Raw genomic sequence first — 18,265 nt, forward strand, 5'->3', positions numbered from 1 at the left:
TCAGGACTTGGGTCATGGTTCTATCATAACTTCCGCATTCCTCCCGACACTGACCCTACGGGTACAGTGCGGGGCTCCTGCGATTTCTAGCTGAGAATCCGTTGAGCAGCGTTCAAAGGACTCCGTCTCGGCCTTGGGTCAACCAGTTGGTTTGAGTCAGCCTTAGTCTACCACCCCTGGGGTGAGCCACCCTTGGCTTGAGCAAGCTGTAGTGCAACCTGGCCAAAATGCCGCCAAATGGCCTCTGCCTGTGGCCCCACCTGGCGCAGAATCCAACCCTTACAGATGGGATCCGGAGACTTGACCAGCCAGTGTAGGGGCTCTGTCCCGCTGATGTGAACGGTCAGCCAAGTGGGTTCCGGCCAATCCCCCAGCAAGTACAGGGATCCCCAACAGAGATGGGATCCCAGCACTGACGCGGCGGAGACCTGCCGATGGGGAAAGTGCAGATCCATGTGTTCCTGCAGCCAGAGTTTTCTCCCCTCGGGGGAGGATGGGATCCCAGCAGTGACCCAAACTTGCAGGCAGTTGGCAAGATGTTCAAACTGCCAGCGCTCGTCCATGGCCAGTCGTCCGGCAGTCCAGATCTCGGCATAGGCCAGGCGGGCTGTGGGATCCAGTTCGATCTGCACCTGCTGGCGAAAGTCTGCCCCTGCCCCCGGAATGGTCGGGTGAGGGATCCAGATCAACTGGCTGGTGGGGGCCAGCTTGACCTTGACCTGTTGCCGAATCAAGCCGGGATGCAGCCGCGTTGCCCCTTGGGTGCGAATTTCCAGCGCCGAGCCTGGCCCCAGCCCGATCTCGATCCGGTGGCGATCCCCACCCAGCAGGCCGCCGTTGGGGTTGCGCAGGTAGTACACAGGTGGCTCCCCAGGGGATCCCAGCCATTGCAGGGGAGCCTGAGAATACTCCCAAATACGGGTATGTTCGCCTCGGCGGGTTGCCTTCAAGATGGCCTTACCGAAGTTCACAGGCGGCTCACCGAGGGGGGGTCGGCCTTGATGGGGCGAAACAGCACCTCCCGCTCCAGCCAACTGAGAACCTGCTCCAGCCCCTCGCCCGTGCGCAGGTTGGTAAAGACAAAGGGCCTATCTCCCCGCATGCGACGGGCATCCCGTTCCATCACCCCCAAGTCTGCTCCCACATAGGGAGCCAGATCGATCTTGTTGATCACCAGCAGGTCGGAGCGGGTGATCCCCGGCCCGCCTTTGCGCGGGATCTTGTCCCCTTCGGCCACGTCGATGACGTAAATGCAGGCGTCCACCAGCTCCGGGCTGAAGGTAGCTGCCAAGTTGTCCCCCCCCGATTCCACCAAGATGAGATCCAGGGGGCAAAAGCGGCGCTCCAGCTCCTGAATGGCGTCTAGGTTGAGGGAGGCATCTTCCCGAATGGCGGTGTGGGGGCAGCCGCCGGTCTCTACGCCAATGATCCGCTCTGCCTCCAGGGCCTTGGCCCGCACCAAAAACTCGGCATCCTCGCGGGTATAGATATCGTTGGTCACCACCGCCAAAGACAGGTGGTCCCGCAGCGCCAAGCAGAGCTTTTCCACCAAAGCGGTTTTTCCAGATCCCACCGGGCCGCCAATGCCAACCCGTACCGGTTGGGAAGTTTGCGCAACTTTGCCCGACATCGGATACCTGCTCCTCTTTTTGGGCATTCTAGAACCAGATGCTTGCAAGGGATCCGAGTATGGTTCGGCTTTTGGTGGCAACTGCTGTGGTGCTGGTGGGATTTCTGCTGGTCAACCGCCTCTATCGCAACCCGCTGAGTTCGGAGCCGAGACCAGAGCAAGCCAGCCCAGAAGCTGCCCAGCAAGGGATCCCTCAAGGTGGGCCGCTGCAGATTTACCAATCGCGGGATCAACTGCAGCAAACCCTCAACCAAGGGGCTACCGCCACCCAGCAGCAGGTGGAAGCCGTTGAGCAATCCTTGGGCAATCCTTGACAGGTTGCAAGCCCTGCAGGAGTGTCTGGAACGAAACCAAAAGACCAAGGCCCCCTTCTCAACGGGAGAAGGGATCACTCACCAAGGCTGTGAATCCCCCTTAGGCTTGGGCGGATCCCCCAGACGCGCTAAAGTCGAGAATGCTGCAATTTTTTTTATAGACCGTCCATGCGGATCCCTCCTGTTACCCCAGAGAAAGCCGATAAGCAACTGCAAAAGGTTTACGAAAGCCTGGAGAAAACCTACGGCACCGCCCTCAACCCCCTGCAGGTGATGGCCCACAAGCCCCAACTGATGCGAGCCGTGATGAACCTCTACGGGGCGCTGCACACCCAAAACCCCAACTTGCCTGAAGAGCTGAAGGAGCTGGTCAGCATCCGCATTGCCCAAATCAACGGCTGCCGCCACTACTGCCTGCCCTACCACACCCTGCAGGCGCAAAAGTACGGCGCCTCCCCTGCCAAAATTGCGGCGGTGGCCCAGGCCCGCACCAGCACCCTCTACACCGAAGCGGAAAAGCTGGCCATCGAGTACGCTGAGCGGATGACCGTGCCCAGCATGGTGGTGACCGATAGCTTCTTTGCCCAGCTAAAAGCCATTTGGTCAGATGAAGATCTGGTGGAGCTATCGGCTTGGATTGGCTTTATGAACTTCTGGACTAAGGTGATTGCCGCCCTGGATGTGCCTTTGGATCCTGTCTTTGCCGAGCAGCTTCACGTCTCATGAACAACCGGCAAACTCCCCTCTCTCAGGGGGGTAAGGGATCCCGCCCCCCAGCCTGCCTCTAGGCCCAGTCGTCTCGCGTGCTAAAGCTGCGGTCGTACACCTGGCCGCGGGCATGGATCTGGCGGGTCTGGGCGAACAGCTCTTCTTCGCTCAGGCCCCACTGTTCCAGGATTTGATCCAAATCCCGCTGCAGATCCCAGGCGCCGGGGAAGCCGTGGTAACGGATGCGCAAACGGGCGACTTCCGCCAGCACCCACTCGGAGAGGGGCCTCTCCTGAGCCTGCACCATCAGCTCATCGAGCGCAGCTCGGTCGGTGGCATATTGCGGATGTTGCTGCTCTCGTCGGGATGAGCCATTCGAGGGTGAACGGGATACAGCCATCGGCCTCCCTCCTTTTTTCTCACTCTAGCTGAGTTCCCCTGGAGACTTTCAATATCGAGGATTGGGATCCCTGATGGCATGGGATCCCGAGAAGGCAGAAGAAAACCGCTATACTGCAAATGTTGCAGACTATAAACATTCTTCAGTTGCGGAGGCGGCGGCTATGCCCATGCCCATGATCGAGACCCGTACCGACCGGATGTTGCTCAACTTTGGGCCGCACCATCCCTCCATGCATGGGGTTTTGCGCCTGCTGGTCACCCTAGATGGCGAAAACATCGTCGATTGCGAACCGGTGATCGGCTACTTGCACCGCGGCATGGAGAAAATCGCCGAAAACCGCACGGTGGTGCAATACCTGCCCTACGTCTCCCGTTGGGACTACGGGGCCGGCATGTTCAACGAGGCCATTACCGTCAATGCCGTTGAGAAACTGGCCGGGATCAGCGTGCCCAGACGGGCCAGCTACCTGCGGGTGATCATGTTGGAGCTAACTCGTATTACCAACCACCTGCTCTGGTTTGGCCCCTTCTTAGCAGATTTGGGCGCACAAACTCCCTTTCTCTACGCCATGCGGGAGCGGGAGTGGATCTTGGATTTGTTTGAAGCCGTCACCGGCATGCGCTTGATCAACAACAACTATTTCCGGGTGGGCGGCGTGGCGGTGGACTTGCCCTACGGCTGGACGGAAAAATGCCTAGACTTTTGCGAGTATTTCTTGCCCAAAGTGGATGAATACGAGCGGCTGGTTACCGACAACCCGATTTTCCGCCGGCGGCTGGAAGGGGTGGGAGCCATCTCCAAGCAAGACGCCATCAACTGGGGTCTGTCGGGTCCCATGTTGCGGGCCTGCGGCGTCAACTGGGATCTGCGCAAAGTGGATCACTACGAGTGCTACGACGACTTCGACTGGGAGGTGGCCGTTTATCCCGAAGGGGATTGCCTAGCCCGCTATCGGGTGCGCATGAAAGAGATGCGCGAGTCCTGCAAGATCGTGCAGCAAGCGGTGAAGGCTCTGCCGGGCGGCCCCTTTGAAAACCTGGAAGCCAAGCGGATGCTGGAGGGGCCGAAGTCGGAGTGGAACAAAGGGGACTACCAGTTCATCAGCAAAAAGCCTTCCGCCAACTTCAAGATCCCCAAGGGGGAAGCCTACGTGCGGGTGGAGAGCGCCAAAGGAGAGCTGGGCATTTACATCGTGGGAGACGACAACGTCTGCCCGTGGCGCTGGAAGATCCGCCCCCCCGGCTTTGTCAATTTGCAAGTGTTGCCTCAGCTCATTCGCGGCATGAAGGTAGCCGACATGATCGCCATCCTCGGCAGCATTGACATCATCATGGGCGAGGTGGATCGCTAAGATACTTACGGAAAGCGAGGACAAAGGCAATGGCCTGGGCGATCTTGGTTCTGCCGCTGTTGATTGTGTCTGTCATTGCTGCGGTTATCGGCCCCAAGCAATGGGCTAAGTACCAAGAGGAAAGGCGCCGCCGCGCGGAAGAGCTATCTGATGCTCGCCTTCAGGCCATCATCCAGCAGGAGCTACGCCGCCGCAACCGTCCCCCCCAATCGGATCCCAACGGCAAGACCTAGCTACAGGGATCCCAAACCCTACCCAACCCGCCATCTCTAGGGAGCTACTCACCCCCATGACAAACGCTGGTATCGACCTACAACTTGGCTTCGAGACTGCCCTACAGAACCTAGGCTTGGGAGCAGGTGCAGCCCATGCCCTCTGGATGCCCCTGCCGATGTTGCTGCTGATCATCGCCGCCACCTTGGGGGTGATGGTCATGACTTGGCTGGAGCGCAAGATCTCGGCAGCAGCCCAACAGCGGATTGGCCCCAACATGGCCGGCCCTCAGGGGGTGCTGATCCCGATTGCCGATGGCATCAAGCTGCTGACCAAAGAAGATGTTCTGCCCATCTTGGCCGACCCGGTTTTGTTCACGCTGGGGCCGATATTGGTTTTCCTGCCCGTCTTTTTGTGCTACCTGGTGGTTCCCTTTGGCCAGAACCTATTGATCTCCAACATTGCCATTGGCGTGTTCTTCCTGATCGCCACCTCCAGCGTGCAACCCATCGGTCTGTTGATGTCGGGCTACGGTTCCAATAACAAGTACTCCTTGCTGGGTGGGCTACGCGCGGCAGCTCAATCGATCAGCTACGAACTGCCGCTGGCCCTGTCAGTGTTGGCCGTGGTGCTGATGAGCAACGGTCTGGACACGGTGGGGATCGTGGAGCAGCAGAGCGGCCTGGGCATTCTGAGCTGGAACGTCTGGCGGCAGCCCATTGGCTTTGTCATTTTCCTGATCTCGGCGCTGGCGGAAACGGAGCGGATCCCGTTCGACTTGCCGGAAGCAGAAGAAGAGCTGGTAGCCGGTTACCAAACGGAGTACTCCGGCATGAAGTTTGCCCTCTTTTATCTGGGATCCTACGCCAACTTGCTGCTGGCTTCTCTGATTGCGGCAGTGCTGTACTTGGGGGGTTGGTCGTTTGTGGTGCCGGTGGAAACGATTGCTGCACTTGCCGGGATTCCTTTGGATAACCCTTTCTTGCAGATCGGCGCGGCGGCCTTAGGCATTGTCATGACGATGGTCAAAGCTTTTATCTTCATCTTCTTGGCCATCCTGCTGCGCTGGACCTTGCCACGGGTGCGCATTGACCAACTGCTGGATTTGGGGTGGAAGTTTTTGCTGCCTGTATCCTTTGTCAATTTGCTGCTAACGGCAGCCCTAAAACTCGCCTTCCCCTCCTTTTTTGGGGGTTGAATGAGAAGTAAACAGGCAAGAGAGGGAGAACAGAGGCCATGACGTTTCTCAAGCGTGTCAAAGAATATGTGGGCGATGCCTTCCGAGCCGCCAAGTACATCGGCCAAGGGATGGGGGTTGTCTTCGACCACATGGGTCGGCGCCCAGTAACTGTGCAATACCCCTTCGAAAAGCTGATCCCTTCTGAGCGCTTTCGGGGACGCATCCACTTCGAGTTTGATAAGTGTATTGCCTGCGAGATCTGTGTTCGAGTTTGCCCAATTGACCTGCCGGTGGTGGATTGGGCCTACAACCCAGAGCTGAAGAAAAAAGAGCTTTACAGCTACAGCATTGATTTCGGGGTGTGCATTTTCTGCGCCAATTGTGTGGAGTTTTGCCCCACCAACTGCCTCTCGGTAACCGAGGATTATGAGCTGGCCGCTTACGACCGCCACGACCTCAACTACCATCAGGTGGCGATGGGCCGTTTGCCCTCCAAGGTAACTGAGGACCCAATGGTGACCCCACTGCGAGAATTTGCCTATCTGCCCAAAGGGGTAATCGATCCCCACGACTTGCCTGCTGGATCCCAGCGGGCTGGCAAACGACCGGAGGAGATTCTGGCGGAAATGAGAGCGGCCAAAGCTGCTAAGGAAGCCGAAGCGAAAGCAGCCAAGGCTGCTGCGGAATAGCGTGACATACTCCCGCACTCATGCTGACGCAAAGCGCTCCGCGCCGCTGTCCGCCACCCCTAGCCCCTTTCCCAGGGGATGTGACTGTTTGAACTTGTGGGACTGCCTTCCAGCATCGCCCGCTGCCGCAAGGTGATGGCCAGAAAAAGCGTCGAGGCCGCGAAGTTGGAGCTGTCCTTAGTGGGAAGGAGATGCCTGGGGCGCAGAAATAAGGTCTTCTGAACCCTGCGATCTGCAATCAAAGATCTGAGTATGAGTATAGGTGTGGTGTCCTAGTCTGAACCAAAATGGCCATACGTGGGCAGGGCAGATGGCTGCCAGCCTTGGCTAACTTCAGGGGAAGGAAAACGTAAACCTACCCGCCAAGCCAGGGGATGTGGCCAAGCCGCTAAAAGTCTGCGCGACGTTTCCGCTCTTGCGAACCGTTACGGTAAAGGGAATGGGAGCAGTTGATTGGGAGCAGCGCCGGAACAATCTCACCTCGATGAAGTATGGCCCTGAGGGCGGGGTGGAAGCCCAAAAGACATTCTCCACAGCATTTTGGGTTACGGCAACACAGTCGGCATTGGCATCCACATCCAGCCGTCCTCCAGAAGGGACAATTCGGTTGTTAAAAAACACGGTCTGCTGCGTGGGATCCGTAACATACAGGTCAAGGTCATCGATGGTGTTCCAACTCAAGGTAACTTGAATGGGGCCGGTGCCCAATACTGGAGGTGTGGGGGTGGGAGAGGGTGTCGGTGCAGGAGTTGGCGTGGGCGTTTCCGTCGGCGTCGGTGCAGGAGCTGGGATGGGCGCAGGTTCCCCAGTGACCCTCTGAGCAAAGTTTCCTTGGAAAGTATTGCCAGCCAGGTAGGCTGCGACTACCGCATCTGGGGTGCCGGGGGCCGCCTGAATTGCCACTCCTACGCCCTCGCCCCGAGCTAGGAACGTATTCCCGGAAATGGTGCGGGCCTGGGTTCCCTGCAAAATACGAATGCCGACACTGCCGGCTATCCTGCCCACGCCGATCCGGTTGGATTGAATGGATGGAATTGAGCCTGCCCCATCCAGCTGAATCCCGGTAGTGCCACTCGTACCTGCTTGCCGCGCCTGCAGTACCAAGCCGGCTCCAGCCGTGGGTGGATCCCCTTCGATTTGGTTGTTGCGGAAGATCCCGCCGGAGTTGTCACCATAGCGAACGGCCAAAGCCCCCAAAGCCTGCAGGAGAATTGTGTTGTTTTCAAGGATGGGATTGCTGCCCGGCACAGTGCCTATGCCCACCCCACCCGTTTTACTGACAATCGGCGAGACACGGCTGACCCGGCCATTCCCAGAGATCTGCACACAGGGATCCAAAAATTGCTGGCACAAAATCTCGGCCAATTGGTTCAAGGCTCCCTCTAGAACCGCAGCATTGCCGTTGACCAAGATGTTGGAGCGAGGGTCGTTGAGGGTGACCTTGCGCGGCTGAAAAGTGCCGTTGTTCACCTGCACCCGTCCACCCCCCAGCACCACATCTACCCCCTGCAGGCTGGTTTGGCTGGCTACAATCACGTCAAAGAGCCCGGTCAGGATCTCATAGGCGGTGGAGCTGGTGATGCGAATGCGACCGCCGTTGGTGCCATCGCCGCCATCCAGGGCCAGGTTGCTTTGCAAAGTTTCCCTGCCCGTCCCCAAAATCTCGATCAGCACCTCCAGGCCGGCTGTGGCAGTCTGAAGTCGCTGCGCCTCTGCAACTGCGTCTGCCAGTTTGGTAAAGGGGCCACTGGCCGGATCCACTCTCAGGATGATGGGCCCGCCACCTGGCGGAGGAAGAGGTGGAGAACTGCCGCCGCCACCCCCACAGCCGAGGGCAACCCCCGCCAACAGAGGCAGCAAGGCTGAACAGATCCCCCAACCAGATTTGGATACTTGGCCAAGCATAGGTGGAAAGCCCCTTACAAGCGCTTAGCGGTTAAGGTTGTTACAGCAACAAACAAGAGCAACAAACAACTGCCACGGGGTCAAGGTACAGATGGCCAAGCTGGGATCCAATGCCCTCAGCAAAAGCATCCTCTGATGGATCCTCTGTTTAGTCAAGGCTTCGCCAGGGATCCGCAATCAATCGGCAACAAAAATCTCAAAAATCTAGCGCTCTTCAGGTACTTCGAGGGTTCCGGCGATAATGTTCTGCTTCACCGCTTCCACAGCAGCCACCAAATCCGCTGAGAGCAAGGCTTGGTTGTATTCATCCAGGGCATAGCCCACACCCTCGTTCTCCAGGCCAAAGGTTTGAATGCCGCCGACAAAGTTGCCTTAAAGTTGCCTTCCACCACGCTGCGAATCACTTCATAGGTGGCCATATCCACCCGCTTCAGCATCGAGGTGAGACCGTGGTTGAGGGTGGCAGGGTTGTTATCGGTATCCCCCAGGTAGTTTTGGTTAGCATCCACACCGATAAAGAACAGCGGACGGGTATCTCCGCTGCAGATGCTGGCATAATCGGCGGGTTTGGGCACTTCCGCAAAGGGATCTCGAATGAAACTCACCCCGGCGGGCAGCCCTGTAGGATGCTGTTGGGCCAGAGCAGCCCAAAGAGCAGCGAGGTAACATCATCTCCCGCCGTATCCGTGTCGATCAAAAAGCGTTGCACAGCCATACCCAGGCTAAGCCCAAATCAGGGTGACATCTTAACCTTTGCGGGCAGTCTCAGGGCAGCCGCTGAGCCGGTGTATCTTGAAAAGGGATCCCTGTAGACCAGAGTTGGCGATGTCCTTCTCCATCCGCTCCATTACACCGCAACAGATGGCCCAATACCTACAGGATCCCGAGGCCGGCCCTCTGCAATTGATCGATGTGCGGGAACCGGCAGAGCTGGAGCTGGTGAATTTAAATGCCCTGGGCTTTCGCAACTACCCCTTGAGCCAGTACGAGGAATGGAGGGAACCGATCCTCACAGAGCTGGATCCAGATCAGCCAACTTTTGTGCTCTGCCATCATGGCCTCCGCTCTGCTCAGATGAGCCGGTGGCTACAGGCCAACGGGTTCACCCAGGTTTATAACATCAGCGGCGGCATTCACGCTTGGGCCTGTGAGGTGGATCCCTCCCTGCCCACCTATTGAGGTCACGGGCAAACCAGCACCATGTTCCCCATTCTTCATCTGCAGGGGGATCCCCAACAACGAGGCCAACAGTATGGATCCCAGGCGGCCCAACTCATTCGCCACAGCATTGCTAGTTACGCCCGCCAATTTGCCTACCGCTGTGGTCTCACCTGGCAGCAGGCCCAGACCCAAGCAGAGGGATCCCTGCCCTGGCTAGAGCGCCACGTGCCCCACCTGCTGGAAGAAATCCAAGGCATTGCCGCGGGGAGTGGCTTTCGTTTCGCCGAGATTCTGGCCCTCAATTTGCGCACCGAGATTTTATCCAGATCGGTTGTCGGTGGATCCCATCCCGACTGCGCCGCTGCTCTGGAACACAATCTCCAAAACGGAGTACCCCAGCACCCAGCGGATCCTGCTCATGAATGCAAGGCAATGGAGAAACTCATCGATCCAAACCCAGCCAACCCGGATGGGGGAGAATGCACCACCCTGGCGGCCTTGCCCCAGGCTACCTCCACCCACCACACCTACTTGGCCCAAACCTGGGATTGGATCGGGGAGCAGCGCAGGGCCTGTGTGCTGTTGTGCGTTCGCTCCGATACCCACCCTGCCTACCTCACCCTGACCGAAGCTGGGATCCTGGCCAAAATTGGCCTCAATCAAGCAGGGTTGGCCGTAGCCCTCAACCTCTTGCGCTCTACCCTAGATGGGCAAACCGAGGGAATGCCGGTGCATTTGCTATTGCGCTTGTTGTTGGAGTGCGAGGAGTGGCAGCAAGCTGTGGAGAGGGTGGGATCCTACCCCTACACCGCCTCCTCTTGTGTCAGCGTTGCGGGTACCGCAGGACAGGCGGTAGGCCTACAGCCCGCTAGTGCAATCAGCTTTGAAATCAGTCCACGAGGAATTGGTCTGCATCTCCCTCAAGGAGGGATCCTCGCCCACACCAATCATTTCCTGGATCCGGCCTTGCGAGAAGATGAGCTGCCCCCCCATATAGGATCCTCCACAAGGCTAGAACGGGCCTATCATTTGCTTCGCCAGAGCGCTCAAACGGGAACCCTAGACGCGGTCGCTCTTCAAAAAATCCTACAAGACCGGACGAATGCCCCCCACTGCATCTGCCGCCATCCGGATCCCCATCTGCCCGCCTGGGATCGCACCGAAAGCGTGGCGGCTGTGGTGATGGATTTGAACCGGCAAATCTTACACCTGGCCCCCAACATTCCCGATCAAGTGGAGTTTGTACCGATTTCCGGGATTTTCTAGGTTTGGAAGATGCAGTAGGATCGAGCTGAAGAGAGAGGAGGGGCAGGCGATCGCGTCCTTGCTGTCGCCACCAGACAGCGGGATGAGGAAAGTCCGGGCTTTCAGAAGAACACACCGCTGGGGAAAGCCCAGTGCGGGTAACCGCGAGGATAGTGCCACAGAAACATACCGCCGATGGCTGGGATCCCAGCACAGGTAAGGGTGCAAAGGTGGGGTAAGAGCCCACCAGCAACGTCGTGAGGCGTTGGCTCGGTAAACCCCGGTGGAAAGCAAGGCCGCAGCCGCAGGATCATGGCTGTTCTTCGCCCCTGTTGGCTGCATCGAGATCACGGTACCCAAAGTGGGGAAGGGTGCTCTCGATGGTGGTGAGCCGCTAGAGGGTGATGGTAACATCACTCCCAGATGGATGATCGCCAGTGCAACTCTGCACTACAGAACCCGGCTTACAACCTCCTCTCTTTTCTATCTGGTCTCTGTTGGGTCACGCCTGCCATCCACAGCTCCACGCAGGCTTGCAGGAGGGGGGGGATCCTGGCGGTTTCGGCGCCTTTCTCTGATTTTTTAGATTTTTCATCCGATAGCTGCCCCTCAACAGAGGGCTCCGCCCCGTCGGCGTGAACGGTGGGCAACTCGGCGGTTACTGCCAGCATGGCTGCTCCCAAAATCATTACATGCAAAACCCCAACGGCTGCATAAAGGCGATCTGGCTCGACAGATTGCAACTCAGAGTTGGGAAATCGCCGCAAATACTCTGTCAGCTGTTCTTGGGCCTGAGAAAAACCCATCCGCAAGGCGCGACGATGCTCCTCAGAATAAAGACCGGCCTCTCCCACCAGGGAGCGCACCAGTTCAGGATTATCGGCCAAAGCCCGAAAACAGGTGTGGACGTAGCGCAGGAGAATGGCTTGCAACCCAGAACCTTGAGAGGGGGCGGGATCCGCCTTCAGGGGCAGATCGGCTATGCCGGAAAAGACCCCCAGCTCCCCAAATACGGCCAGGAGTAACCCTTGCTTGGTGCCGAAGTGCCGAAACAGGGTGACCTCATTCACTCCGGCCAAATCTGCAATTTGACGGGTGGTGGTCTGGGTGATGCCCTGACGAACGAACAGCTCCCGAGCCGCATTCAGCAGCCTTTGCCGAGAAGAAGGACGTACCATAGTGAGGAGAAAACCTGAAGAATTGCGGCGGGCTGCAAGTGACGCTTGCATTTACGGTGGAATACCGCTAGGCTTAATGTCAAGCGAGAGGATGTCGGCAGCGTTGCCTCTGCTCCTCTTCTTCCTGTGTAGCCAAGTTCATCACAGCGGAGCACATAGCAAGTCACCGCTGGCTATGGCGGTGTCTTCAGGGGTTTGACTCCGTTTTCACGTTGGGCCGCTGTTATCCGGCGGCCTTAACTTGGGCTTTGTGTTTTGGCTCTTTCCTAGTCAGTCTAGTCTACTTCTTCTTCTGAGGTTTTGTGGGTTCATGACCACTTCTTTTTCTCGCCAATCGCTGAATCATCCCGCTCCGCTCAATCGGCCCGAGCCCCAAGAGTCCTTTCGGTTTGCTTGGGAACATGTGCTCTTCTTTGCCATTTTTCACGTGGTGGCTTTGGTGGGAGGCATTTTCTTCTTCTCCTGGCCCGCTCTGGGAGTAGCCCTATTTCTCCACTGGTGTTTCGGCAGCTTAGGCATCTGCTTGGGGTACCACCGCCTGCTCAGCCATCGTAGTTTCCAGGTGCCCAAGTGGCTGGAATATGTCTTCACGACTCTCGGTGCCCTGGCCGTTCAAGGGGGGCCGATCTTTTGGGTGGGTGGCCATCGTCAGCACCACGCCTTCACCGAAGACGAGGAGAAGGATCCCTATTCTGCTCGTAAGGGCTTTTGGTGGAGCCATGTGCTCTGGCTGATCTACCACCGCGAAGAATTTTTTAACCCTGAGAAGTATTTTGCCTTTGCGCCCGACTTGGCTCGGGATCCCTTCTACCGCTGGCTGGATAGGTACGCCCTGCTTCTGCAGCTGCCATTGGCCGCGATACTCTACCTGCTGGGGGGCTGGTCATTCGTCGTGTACGGTATCTTTGTGCGGACAGTGCTGCTACTGCATTGCACCTGGTTGATCAACTCGGCCAGCCACTTCTGGGGTTACCGGACTTTCGAGAGCAATGACAATGCCCGTAACCTTTGGTGGGCGGCCATTCTAACCTATGGTGAAGGCTGGCACAACAACCATCATGCCGACCCGAAGTGCGTTAAGGCCGGTTTGCGTTGGTGGGAGATCGACATGACCTACTGGGCCATTTGGCTGTTGGCGAGATTGGGCCTGGCTCGTAAGCTGCACCTGCCTACCCAAGGCCAAGCTGCTCGCTGAACTGGTTTTTCCCAGACCTTGCAGAGGAATCATCCGGGGATCCCTATCCCTAGGGATCCCTTTTGGGTTGCAGAGAGAGCTAGTCTTCTAAGGGGCTATACTGCCACGCTCCATAGTGGTCAAGAATACGCTTAATTTGTTCTATGTCGGCATCCGGTTCTTGATAAATATGGAGCGCATCTATTTGGCTGTCTTGGTAGCGAAAGGTGGAGTTTTTTTTCCACTCCAGCTCCGTTTTCACCCCTGAAACACAGGCCAAATGAGCAGCCACCTCCCGATAAACCATCAGGGGCATAGAATCGTAGCGAACAGCGTAGCGTTTCAGCTTGGGGACGCTCACGTATGACAACCCAATCAACGTAGCTCAAAATAACTCAAGTATAGTCACTTCAAGTTAGATTAAGACGCTTCCTAACTACTCCGCGGTGTCGCCCAAATGCTCCGCATCACTTCCGCGAGCCCCCCAATCCCTCTCCCTAAGAGAGAGAAGAGCTAGAAAGCACTGCAACGGAACAGTTTCATTCCTCATTGAAATGACTATAACTTCTGGGCAATACAGTCACCAAAACCCCCCCGCTCAACACTCTTTGCTGGACACTTGACCGGCAAAATGGGATGGGACTAAGCAATTTTGTCATCGACCAAAGTGCAGCAGTTTACCTGATCCAGGCAAATCTTTCCCCATTGCAAGGCCCAGCGTACTAAGGCCACCCGATTTGCCGTTCGGGTCTTGCTCAAAATATTGCTGATGTGATTGTCAACAGTGCGCTTGCTGATCTCTAGGCGTTCCGCGATGTCCTGATTGGTCAGTCCTGCTGCAATCAACTCAATGACCTGCAGCTCCCGTTCGGACAACAAGTCTGCGGAATGATAGTCAGTACCCATCCCGAATGCCTGCTTAAGATGAACTGTAAAGATTACCTACCCCAATTCTAGGGGATCACCCCTGAGATGGATAGCCCTGCAGCAGGGAAATCTTGAGCGATTCTCGGCCAGATTCTGGCTGCGGGCCACTGACGCGAGCGTCTTCGGGCGGGTTTCACAAGGGATCCAAGTGCTTCCGGGGCAGTTCCACCTGAACCCACAGCCCACCGGTTTGCGGGTGATTGCGCAGTTGGATGGTGCCCCCGTGAACTTCGACAATTTGTCGCACAATTGCCAGCCCTAGGCCGGTTCCGCCTTTGCTGCGGGCCCGCGCAGTGTCGGTGCGGTAAAAGGGCTGGAAGACCAACTCAAATTGATCTTCTGGCAGGCCGGGGCCGTGATCGTACACCTCTAACTGCACCTGGGATCCCTGCTCCGAAAGCACCACATGGATAGGAGAGTCGGGCTTGCCATACTTGACGGCGTTGTCCAAGAGATTGAGAACGAGGCGGTATAGGCGTTGCTCATCCCCCCAGAGATAGATCTGGGACGATCCCCTCAGGTGCAGTTCCTGGTGGCGGGGTTTGGCCAACGGCTCCAAACTTTGCCAGGCTTCCTGCACCAGACTTGCCAGATCCACCCAGCGCCACTGAGAGCGGGATGCGGCTCCCAGATTGAGGGCACTGAGTTCGAGCAAGTCTTGAACCAAATGGCTCAGGCGCAGAGTCTCATTCAGCAATCGTTCCACCCAGACTGCTTGAGCGGCATCGACCCGGCTTTGTAAAGTTTCGGCCAGCAAGCGAATGGAGGTGAGGGGGGTTTTCAGCTCGTGAGCCACATCCGAAGCCCAGCGATCCCGCTGTTGGGCCAGCATTTTTGCTTCCAGCCGGTCTTCTAAAAAAATGGCCACGTGCGCTTGCGGCAGGAGCAACCCCCAAGCCCGCAGCGGAATCGGTTTGCCATCCCCACCGGAAGGGTAGAAAATCCATTCGCGACTTTGGACAGGAGCAGCGGTCTCCTGTCGGCGGGTAGCCTCGATGAGCTGATCCAACTCATAGGAGCGCACCCATTCCAGCAAGAGCTTGATGCCCGGCTGCCATTGGCTGATGCGCAGCAGGCGCTGGGCGGCAGGATTGCACTCCAGCACCACGTTGTTTTCGTCTACCCGCAGATATCCCCAAGGGAGCCGCTGACTCAGGTATTGCCAGTTTTGCAGTTGCTGTTTTTGGTTGGCCCAATCCAGATCTTGTTGGCGAAGATAACGGCTGAGCAAGCTGAGCATCTGTTCCGGGGAGTGGAGGGGCATGGCCAGATGCACCAGGGATCCCAACCGCTGCAATTCGCGTCTGAAACGGCGCCGAGTCTGCCACAGCAGGAGCAACGTGCAAAGCAAACCGATTCCCAACCCGATCAGGATCCCGGCTTCCAGTCCCATGTTCCCACCACCTTTGCTGCCATTGTCGCTCAGGGAAGCAAGAGTGGAGGCGAAAGCCCGGTTGCCGGCCTCTTATCGACGATGTACGAGGGTGGTACTGGCTTGGTCGGTGGGCACAAGCAAGATCTCGCTGATGTTCACGTGGGGGGGACGGGTTGCCGCAAACACCACCACTTCAGCCACATCCATCGCCGTCAAGGGGGTGAGGCCCTGATACACTGCTGCCGCACGGGCGCGATCCCCACGGAAGCGCACTTGGCTGAACTCGGTTTCCACCAGGCCCGGCTGAATCTCGGTGACGCGAATGGGGGTGCCCAGTAAATCCAGCTTCAGCCCCTCAGAGATGGCCCGCACGGCGGCCTTAGAAGCGCAATACACAGCGCCACCTGGGTAGGTCTGCCGACCGGCAATGGAGCCGATGTTCACCACATGGCCTCGACCTCGCTCCACCATGCCGGGCAAAACGGCGCGGGTAACATAGAGCAACCCCTTGAGGTTGGTATCGATCATCTCTTCCCAATCTTGCAAGGCCCCCGTGTGGAGCTTGTCCAAGCCACGACTTAAACCTGCATTGTTGACCAAGATGTCGATGTCGGCCCACGGCGAGGGCAAAGATTGAAGCGCCTGCTGCACGGCTGTCCCATCCCGCACATCCAAAGCCAGCAGGTAGGAAGGAGTGCCGTAAGCCTGCTGCAATTCCCCAGCCAGTTCCTGCAGCCGATCCTGACGGCGGGCCACCAGAATCAGGCGGGCTCCAGAACGGGCAAAAAGGGTGGCACAAGCGGCCCCAATGCCGCTACTGGCTCCGGTGATGAGCACGATGGAGTTTTCGATCATCATTTGCTAATTCAAATGCTGTGATTTCAGTTGGGTTGAGTCGGAGAAAAATGGACAGCCACCTTCAGCTTCCTCGTCAGTTCGAGGCTACAGCCATTCTAGAGTTCGAGCCACTTCCCCAGGGGGGAGCCTGGGATCCAGCAAACGAATCGTTTCTCTGCCGTTCGGTAGCGACCCTACCGCTCCCTGCAAGAGCCTAAAGAGAGCGCTCCAGCAGCTTGACGCAAGCATACAGAGTATCCAAATGGGGAGTGGGCACCCCCACCAAACGCCCCAACTCGGTGATGGCTCCCACAATGGCCTCGATCTCCGTCCGTCGCCCCAGCTCAACATCCTGCAGCATCGAGGTGCGATGGGATCCCACGCGGGCTGCATCTTCTAGCCGCTCTTCCAAAGAGACCGGCAGCCGGATCCCTAGAGCTTGGGCTACAGCCTCAACTTCCTGCATCACCGACCGAACCAAAGCACGGGTGGGTGGGTATTGGGCAATTTCATCTTGAGCAGCCCGGGTGAGGGCGCTGATGGGATTGAAGGCGGCATTGCCCCACAGTTTCTGCCAGATCTCGGCCCGAATCTGCGAGGTGAGGGTGGTGGAAAGCTGCGCCTGTTCAAAGATGGCGGCCAAGGACTGCAGCCGTCCTGACAGGGATCCATCCGGCTCCCCCAGAATGTAGCGCCCACCCCCTGTGTGCAAGACCACTCCTGGCTCTGCCAACTGCACGGCGATATACACCACACAGCCAATCACCCGCTCTATCGGCAAATGAGCAGCGATAACCCCTTCTGGATCCACGGAAGTCAGGGAATGCCCCTCAAACTCGCCCCCATGCCGGTAAAAGTACCACCAGGGGATACCATTCTGGGCGATCACAATGGGGGTGTCGGGGCCACACAGGGATCCCAGTCGAGGGGCAAGCTGCGGCAAGCTGTGGGCCTTGACCGTCACTATCAGCCAGTCCTGTGGGCCCAGGGCAGCCGGATCGTCGGTGGCTGTCAACCGCTCTACCCAGGTTTGGGAGGGATCCCCCTGCCGGATGAGCTTCAGACCTTGGGTGCGGATGGCCTGCAGGTGAGCTCCACGCGCCACGACACTGACGGGAAAGCCAGACCGGGCCAGGCATATGGCCAAGTGACTTCCCACCGCCCCAGCGCCAACGATACAAATCTTCATGAGTTTATCATCTTTCCGCCACCCACCTCATATCCAGGTGGCCAATTGACATGGAATTGACATGGAGCTGTAACAAGGCCCGATACCGGGCCCGGGAGAAATCCTCGACAGCTTTACTCTGCCCCCCCTTGGGTCACCCTTAGGATCCCATATCCAAGCGCCACACCCACCAGGGTCAGCACAATGCAGAGTCCAGCAATGGTGAAGATCTCGCCAGCCATAGATTCAGCTTCCTCGCAAATGGGATACATCGCCTTCTCAGGATATCGGATCCCAAGCCCTGGCCTTCACTCCAAGGGTGTAGCGGCCCAAACCTAGCTCCTGGAAAAACAGGCGTTCTCTTGGACTTGATAAGACCCGGCTATCCACCTCTATAATGAAAGCAATTTACAAGTCTTTACCGGCATAGGCTAAATTGTAATGCCTACAGCCGTAAAACTTGTCCGGTGGCTCTCGAATGCTCTGTTGGGCCTCGTGAGCCCTGGAAACGGTTCTCGATAGGGTCTTGGAGCGCTGGGAATTCTAACCCACTGGAAAGTTCCCAGGCAGTTCTCGCCAAAGAGCCGTTCAAAGAAACTGAGGCAAAAGACCCGAGAGTTGAGTCTTTATACCTAGGCTCCGCTCTTGCTTCGAAGAAGCAAACTTTGTAGTTTCATTAACGTCCTCATTCATTCTTTAAGGAGTAGTTCAGATGACCATAGCGGTAGGGCGCGTGCGTCAGGAGCGAGGATGGTTCGACATCGTCGATGACTGGCTCAAGCGCGACAGATTCGTGTTTATCGGCTG

Annotated in this window: 21 protein-coding genes, 1 other RNA gene and 1 pseudogene; 11 read left to right on the top strand and 12 right to left on the bottom strand. The window is 57.5% G+C overall.

Annotated elements, in window-relative coordinates; translation table 11 throughout:
• Positions 1-167: 167 nt before the first annotated feature.
• The gene (locus tag ACVWZJ_RS13015) at positions 168-971 is read right to left on the bottom strand and encodes an urease accessory protein UreD (RefSeq protein WP_457396323.1); all 804 of its coding nucleotides are present in this window, start codon (positions 969-971) and stop codon (positions 168-170) included.
• On the bottom strand, positions 968-1,630 hold the full coding sequence (ureG, locus tag ACVWZJ_RS13020) for an urease accessory protein UreG (RefSeq protein ID WP_011432513.1): 663 nt from the start codon (positions 1,628-1,630) through the stop codon (positions 968-970). The genes ACVWZJ_RS13015 and ureG overlap by 4 nt, the downstream gene beginning before the upstream one ends.
• Positions 1,631-1,689: 59 nt before the next feature.
• Between ureG and ACVWZJ_RS13025 the strand changes: the two genes are divergently transcribed.
• Positions 1,690-1,944, top strand: coding sequence for a hypothetical protein (locus tag ACVWZJ_RS13025; RefSeq protein ID WP_414331870.1), 255 nt, complete (start codon positions 1,690-1,692; stop codon positions 1,942-1,944).
• Positions 1,945-2,112: 168 nt separating this feature from the next.
• A complete protein-coding gene (locus ACVWZJ_RS13030; RefSeq protein WP_414352218.1) occupies positions 2,113-2,670 on the top strand; it encodes a carboxymuconolactone decarboxylase family protein in 558 nt (185 codons plus the stop codon).
• A gap of 58 nt (positions 2,671-2,728) precedes the next feature.
• On the opposite strand, the gene ACVWZJ_RS13035 is transcribed toward ACVWZJ_RS13030, so the two are convergent.
• Positions 2,729-3,052, bottom strand: coding sequence for a DUF3288 family protein (locus ACVWZJ_RS13035; protein ID WP_457396326.1), 324 nt, complete (start codon positions 3,050-3,052; stop codon positions 2,729-2,731).
• 169 nt (positions 3,053-3,221) lie between these two features.
• On the opposite strand from ACVWZJ_RS13035, the gene ACVWZJ_RS13040 reads away from it, so the two are divergent.
• Genes ACVWZJ_RS13040 through ndhI form a run of 4 tightly spaced genes read left to right on the top strand, consistent with a single transcriptional unit; the run spans position 3,222 to position 6,488 of the window.
• A complete protein-coding gene (locus tag ACVWZJ_RS13040) occupies positions 3,222-4,406 on the top strand; it encodes an NAD(P)H-quinone oxidoreductase subunit H (protein WP_041437160.1) in 1,185 nt (394 codons plus the stop codon).
• Positions 4,407-4,435: 29 nt separating this feature from the next.
• Positions 4,436-4,639, top strand: a complete 204-nt coding sequence (locus tag ACVWZJ_RS13045) for a hypothetical protein (protein WP_011432507.1) — start codon at positions 4,436-4,438, stop codon at positions 4,637-4,639.
• A 56-nt stretch (positions 4,640-4,695) separates the two neighbouring features.
• Positions 4,696-5,817: an NADH-quinone oxidoreductase subunit NuoH gene (gene nuoH, locus ACVWZJ_RS13050; RefSeq protein ID WP_457384892.1), complete on the top strand. Its 1,122-nt coding sequence runs from the start codon at positions 4,696-4,698 to the stop codon at positions 5,815-5,817.
• 38 nt (positions 5,818-5,855) lie between these two features.
• Positions 5,856-6,488 carry an NAD(P)H-quinone oxidoreductase subunit I gene (ndhI, locus tag ACVWZJ_RS13055; protein ID WP_414331863.1) on the top strand — a complete coding sequence of 211 codons (633 nt, stop codon included), beginning with the start codon at positions 5,856-5,858 and terminating at the stop codon, positions 6,486-6,488.
• 333 nt (positions 6,489-6,821) lie between these two features.
• On the opposite strand, the gene ACVWZJ_RS13060 is transcribed toward ndhI, so the two are convergent.
• Entirely contained in the window at positions 6,822-8,348 is a 1,527-nt protein-coding gene (locus ACVWZJ_RS13060) for a right-handed parallel beta-helix repeat-containing protein (RefSeq protein ID WP_457396328.1), read from the bottom strand.
• 296 nt (positions 8,349-8,644) lie between these two features.
• Complete coding sequence (locus ACVWZJ_RS13065; RefSeq protein WP_049749562.1) at positions 8,645-8,998, bottom strand: hypothetical protein; 354 nt, start codon at positions 8,996-8,998, stop codon at positions 8,645-8,647.
• A 220-nt stretch (positions 8,999-9,218) separates the two neighbouring features.
• On the opposite strand from ACVWZJ_RS13065, the gene ACVWZJ_RS13070 reads away from it, so the two are divergent.
• From ACVWZJ_RS13070 to ACVWZJ_RS13085, 4 genes are all read left to right on the top strand, one after another.
• Positions 9,219-9,572 carry a rhodanese-like domain-containing protein gene (locus ACVWZJ_RS13070; protein ID WP_457396330.1) on the top strand — a complete coding sequence of 118 codons (354 nt, stop codon included), beginning with the start codon at positions 9,219-9,221 and terminating at the stop codon, positions 9,570-9,572.
• A 21-nt stretch (positions 9,573-9,593) separates the two neighbouring features.
• Positions 9,594-10,820 (top strand): C45 family autoproteolytic acyltransferase/hydolase, encoded by a 1,227-nt coding sequence (locus tag ACVWZJ_RS13075; protein WP_457396332.1) that lies wholly within the window; start codon positions 9,594-9,596, stop codon positions 10,818-10,820.
• 32 nt (positions 10,821-10,852) lie between these two features.
• Positions 10,853-11,282: RNase P RNA component class A (gene rnpB, locus ACVWZJ_RS13080), an RNA gene on the top strand.
• 209 nt (positions 11,283-11,491) lie between these two features.
• A complete protein-coding gene (locus ACVWZJ_RS13085; protein WP_457396334.1) occupies positions 11,492-11,824 on the top strand; it encodes a hypothetical protein in 333 nt (110 codons plus the stop codon).
• 45 nt (positions 11,825-11,869) lie between these two features.
• Here the strand turns inward: ACVWZJ_RS13085 and ACVWZJ_RS13090 are convergent.
• A pseudogene (locus ACVWZJ_RS13090) lies at positions 11,870-12,028 on the bottom strand (TetR family transcriptional regulator); the annotation flags it as partial.
• A 259-nt stretch (positions 12,029-12,287) separates the two neighbouring features.
• Here ACVWZJ_RS13090 and ACVWZJ_RS13095 point away from each other — a divergent pair.
• Positions 12,288-13,172, top strand: coding sequence for an acyl-CoA desaturase (locus ACVWZJ_RS13095; RefSeq protein ID WP_457396336.1), 885 nt, complete (start codon positions 12,288-12,290; stop codon positions 13,170-13,172).
• A 79-nt stretch (positions 13,173-13,251) separates the two neighbouring features.
• Here ACVWZJ_RS13095 and ACVWZJ_RS13100 read toward each other — a convergent pair whose 3' ends face one another.
• The 6 genes from ACVWZJ_RS13100 to petM all read right to left on the bottom strand — a co-directional run bounded on the left by ACVWZJ_RS13100 (position 13,252) and on the right by petM (position 17,700).
• The gene (locus ACVWZJ_RS13100; protein WP_457396338.1) at positions 13,252-13,512 is read right to left on the bottom strand and encodes a hypothetical protein; all 261 of its coding nucleotides are present in this window, start codon (positions 13,510-13,512) and stop codon (positions 13,252-13,254) included.
• Positions 13,513-13,793: 281 nt separating this feature from the next.
• Positions 13,794-14,057 carry a photosynthetic electron transport-dependent transcriptional regulator PedR gene (gene pedR / locus ACVWZJ_RS13105; protein ID WP_011432496.1) on the bottom strand — a complete coding sequence of 88 codons (264 nt, stop codon included), beginning with the start codon at positions 14,055-14,057 and terminating at the stop codon, positions 13,794-13,796.
• Positions 14,058-14,211: 154 nt separating this feature from the next.
• Entirely contained in the window at positions 14,212-15,471 is a 1,260-nt protein-coding gene (locus tag ACVWZJ_RS13110; RefSeq protein WP_457396340.1) for a sensor histidine kinase, read from the bottom strand.
• A 72-nt stretch (positions 15,472-15,543) separates the two neighbouring features.
• Positions 15,544-16,311, bottom strand: coding sequence for an SDR family oxidoreductase (locus ACVWZJ_RS13115; protein ID WP_457396342.1), 768 nt, complete (start codon positions 16,309-16,311; stop codon positions 15,544-15,546).
• A gap of 193 nt (positions 16,312-16,504) precedes the next feature.
• Complete coding sequence (locus tag ACVWZJ_RS13120; RefSeq protein ID WP_414417069.1) at positions 16,505-17,479, bottom strand: ketopantoate reductase family protein; 975 nt, start codon at positions 17,477-17,479, stop codon at positions 16,505-16,507.
• A 113-nt stretch (positions 17,480-17,592) separates the two neighbouring features.
• Positions 17,593-17,700 carry a cytochrome b6-f complex subunit PetM gene (gene petM, locus ACVWZJ_RS13125; protein WP_414329137.1) on the bottom strand — a complete coding sequence of 36 codons (108 nt, stop codon included), beginning with the start codon at positions 17,698-17,700 and terminating at the stop codon, positions 17,593-17,595.
• Positions 17,701-18,265: the final 565 nt, after the last annotated feature.

This window comes from Thermostichus sp. OS-CIW-29 (assembly GCF_054058195.1).

Excerpts from the sequence above, each read along its gene's own strand:
- ACVWZJ_RS13025 (WP_414331870.1), top strand. The coding sequence starts at position 1,690 with ATGGTTCGGCTTTTGGTGGCAACTGCTGTGGTGCTGGTGGGATTTCTG.
- ACVWZJ_RS13120 (WP_414417069.1), bottom strand. The coding sequence starts at position 17,479 with ATGAAGATTTGTATCGTTGGCGCTGGGGCGGTGGGAAGTCACTTGGCC.
- ureG (WP_011432513.1), bottom strand. The coding sequence starts at position 1,630 with ATGTCGGGCAAAGTTGCGCAAACTTCCCAACCGGTACGGGTTGGCATT.
- ACVWZJ_RS13030 (WP_414352218.1), top strand. The coding sequence starts at position 2,113 with ATGCGGATCCCTCCTGTTACCCCAGAGAAAGCCGATAAGCAACTGCAA.
- ACVWZJ_RS13035 (WP_457396326.1), bottom strand. The coding sequence starts at position 3,052 with ATGGCTGTATCCCGTTCACCCTCGAATGGCTCATCCCGACGAGAGCAG.
- ACVWZJ_RS13095 (WP_457396336.1), top strand. The coding sequence starts at position 12,288 with ATGACCACTTCTTTTTCTCGCCAATCGCTGAATCATCCCGCTCCGCTC.
- ACVWZJ_RS13040 (WP_041437160.1), top strand. The coding sequence starts at position 3,222 with ATGCCCATGATCGAGACCCGTACCGACCGGATGTTGCTCAACTTTGGG.
- ACVWZJ_RS13045 (WP_011432507.1), top strand. The coding sequence starts at position 4,436 with ATGGCCTGGGCGATCTTGGTTCTGCCGCTGTTGATTGTGTCTGTCATT.
- ACVWZJ_RS13085 (WP_457396334.1), top strand. The coding sequence starts at position 11,492 with ATGCAAAACCCCAACGGCTGCATAAAGGCGATCTGGCTCGACAGATTG.
- pedR (WP_011432496.1), bottom strand. The coding sequence starts at position 14,057 with ATGGGTACTGACTATCATTCCGCAGACTTGTTGTCCGAACGGGAGCTG.
- petM (WP_414329137.1), bottom strand. The coding sequence starts at position 17,700 with ATGGCTGGCGAGATCTTCACCATTGCTGGACTCTGCATTGTGCTGACC.
- ACVWZJ_RS13075 (WP_457396332.1), top strand. The coding sequence starts at position 9,594 with ATGTTCCCCATTCTTCATCTGCAGGGGGATCCCCAACAACGAGGCCAA.
- ACVWZJ_RS13110 (WP_457396340.1), bottom strand. The coding sequence starts at position 15,471 with ATGGGACTGGAAGCCGGGATCCTGATCGGGTTGGGAATCGGTTTGCTT.
- ACVWZJ_RS13070 (WP_457396330.1), top strand. The coding sequence starts at position 9,219 with ATGTCCTTCTCCATCCGCTCCATTACACCGCAACAGATGGCCCAATAC.
- ndhI (WP_414331863.1), top strand. The coding sequence starts at position 5,856 with ATGACGTTTCTCAAGCGTGTCAAAGAATATGTGGGCGATGCCTTCCGA.
- nuoH (WP_457384892.1), top strand. The coding sequence starts at position 4,696 with ATGACAAACGCTGGTATCGACCTACAACTTGGCTTCGAGACTGCCCTA.
- ACVWZJ_RS13115 (WP_457396342.1), bottom strand. The coding sequence starts at position 16,311 with ATGATGATCGAAAACTCCATCGTGCTCATCACCGGAGCCAGTAGCGGC.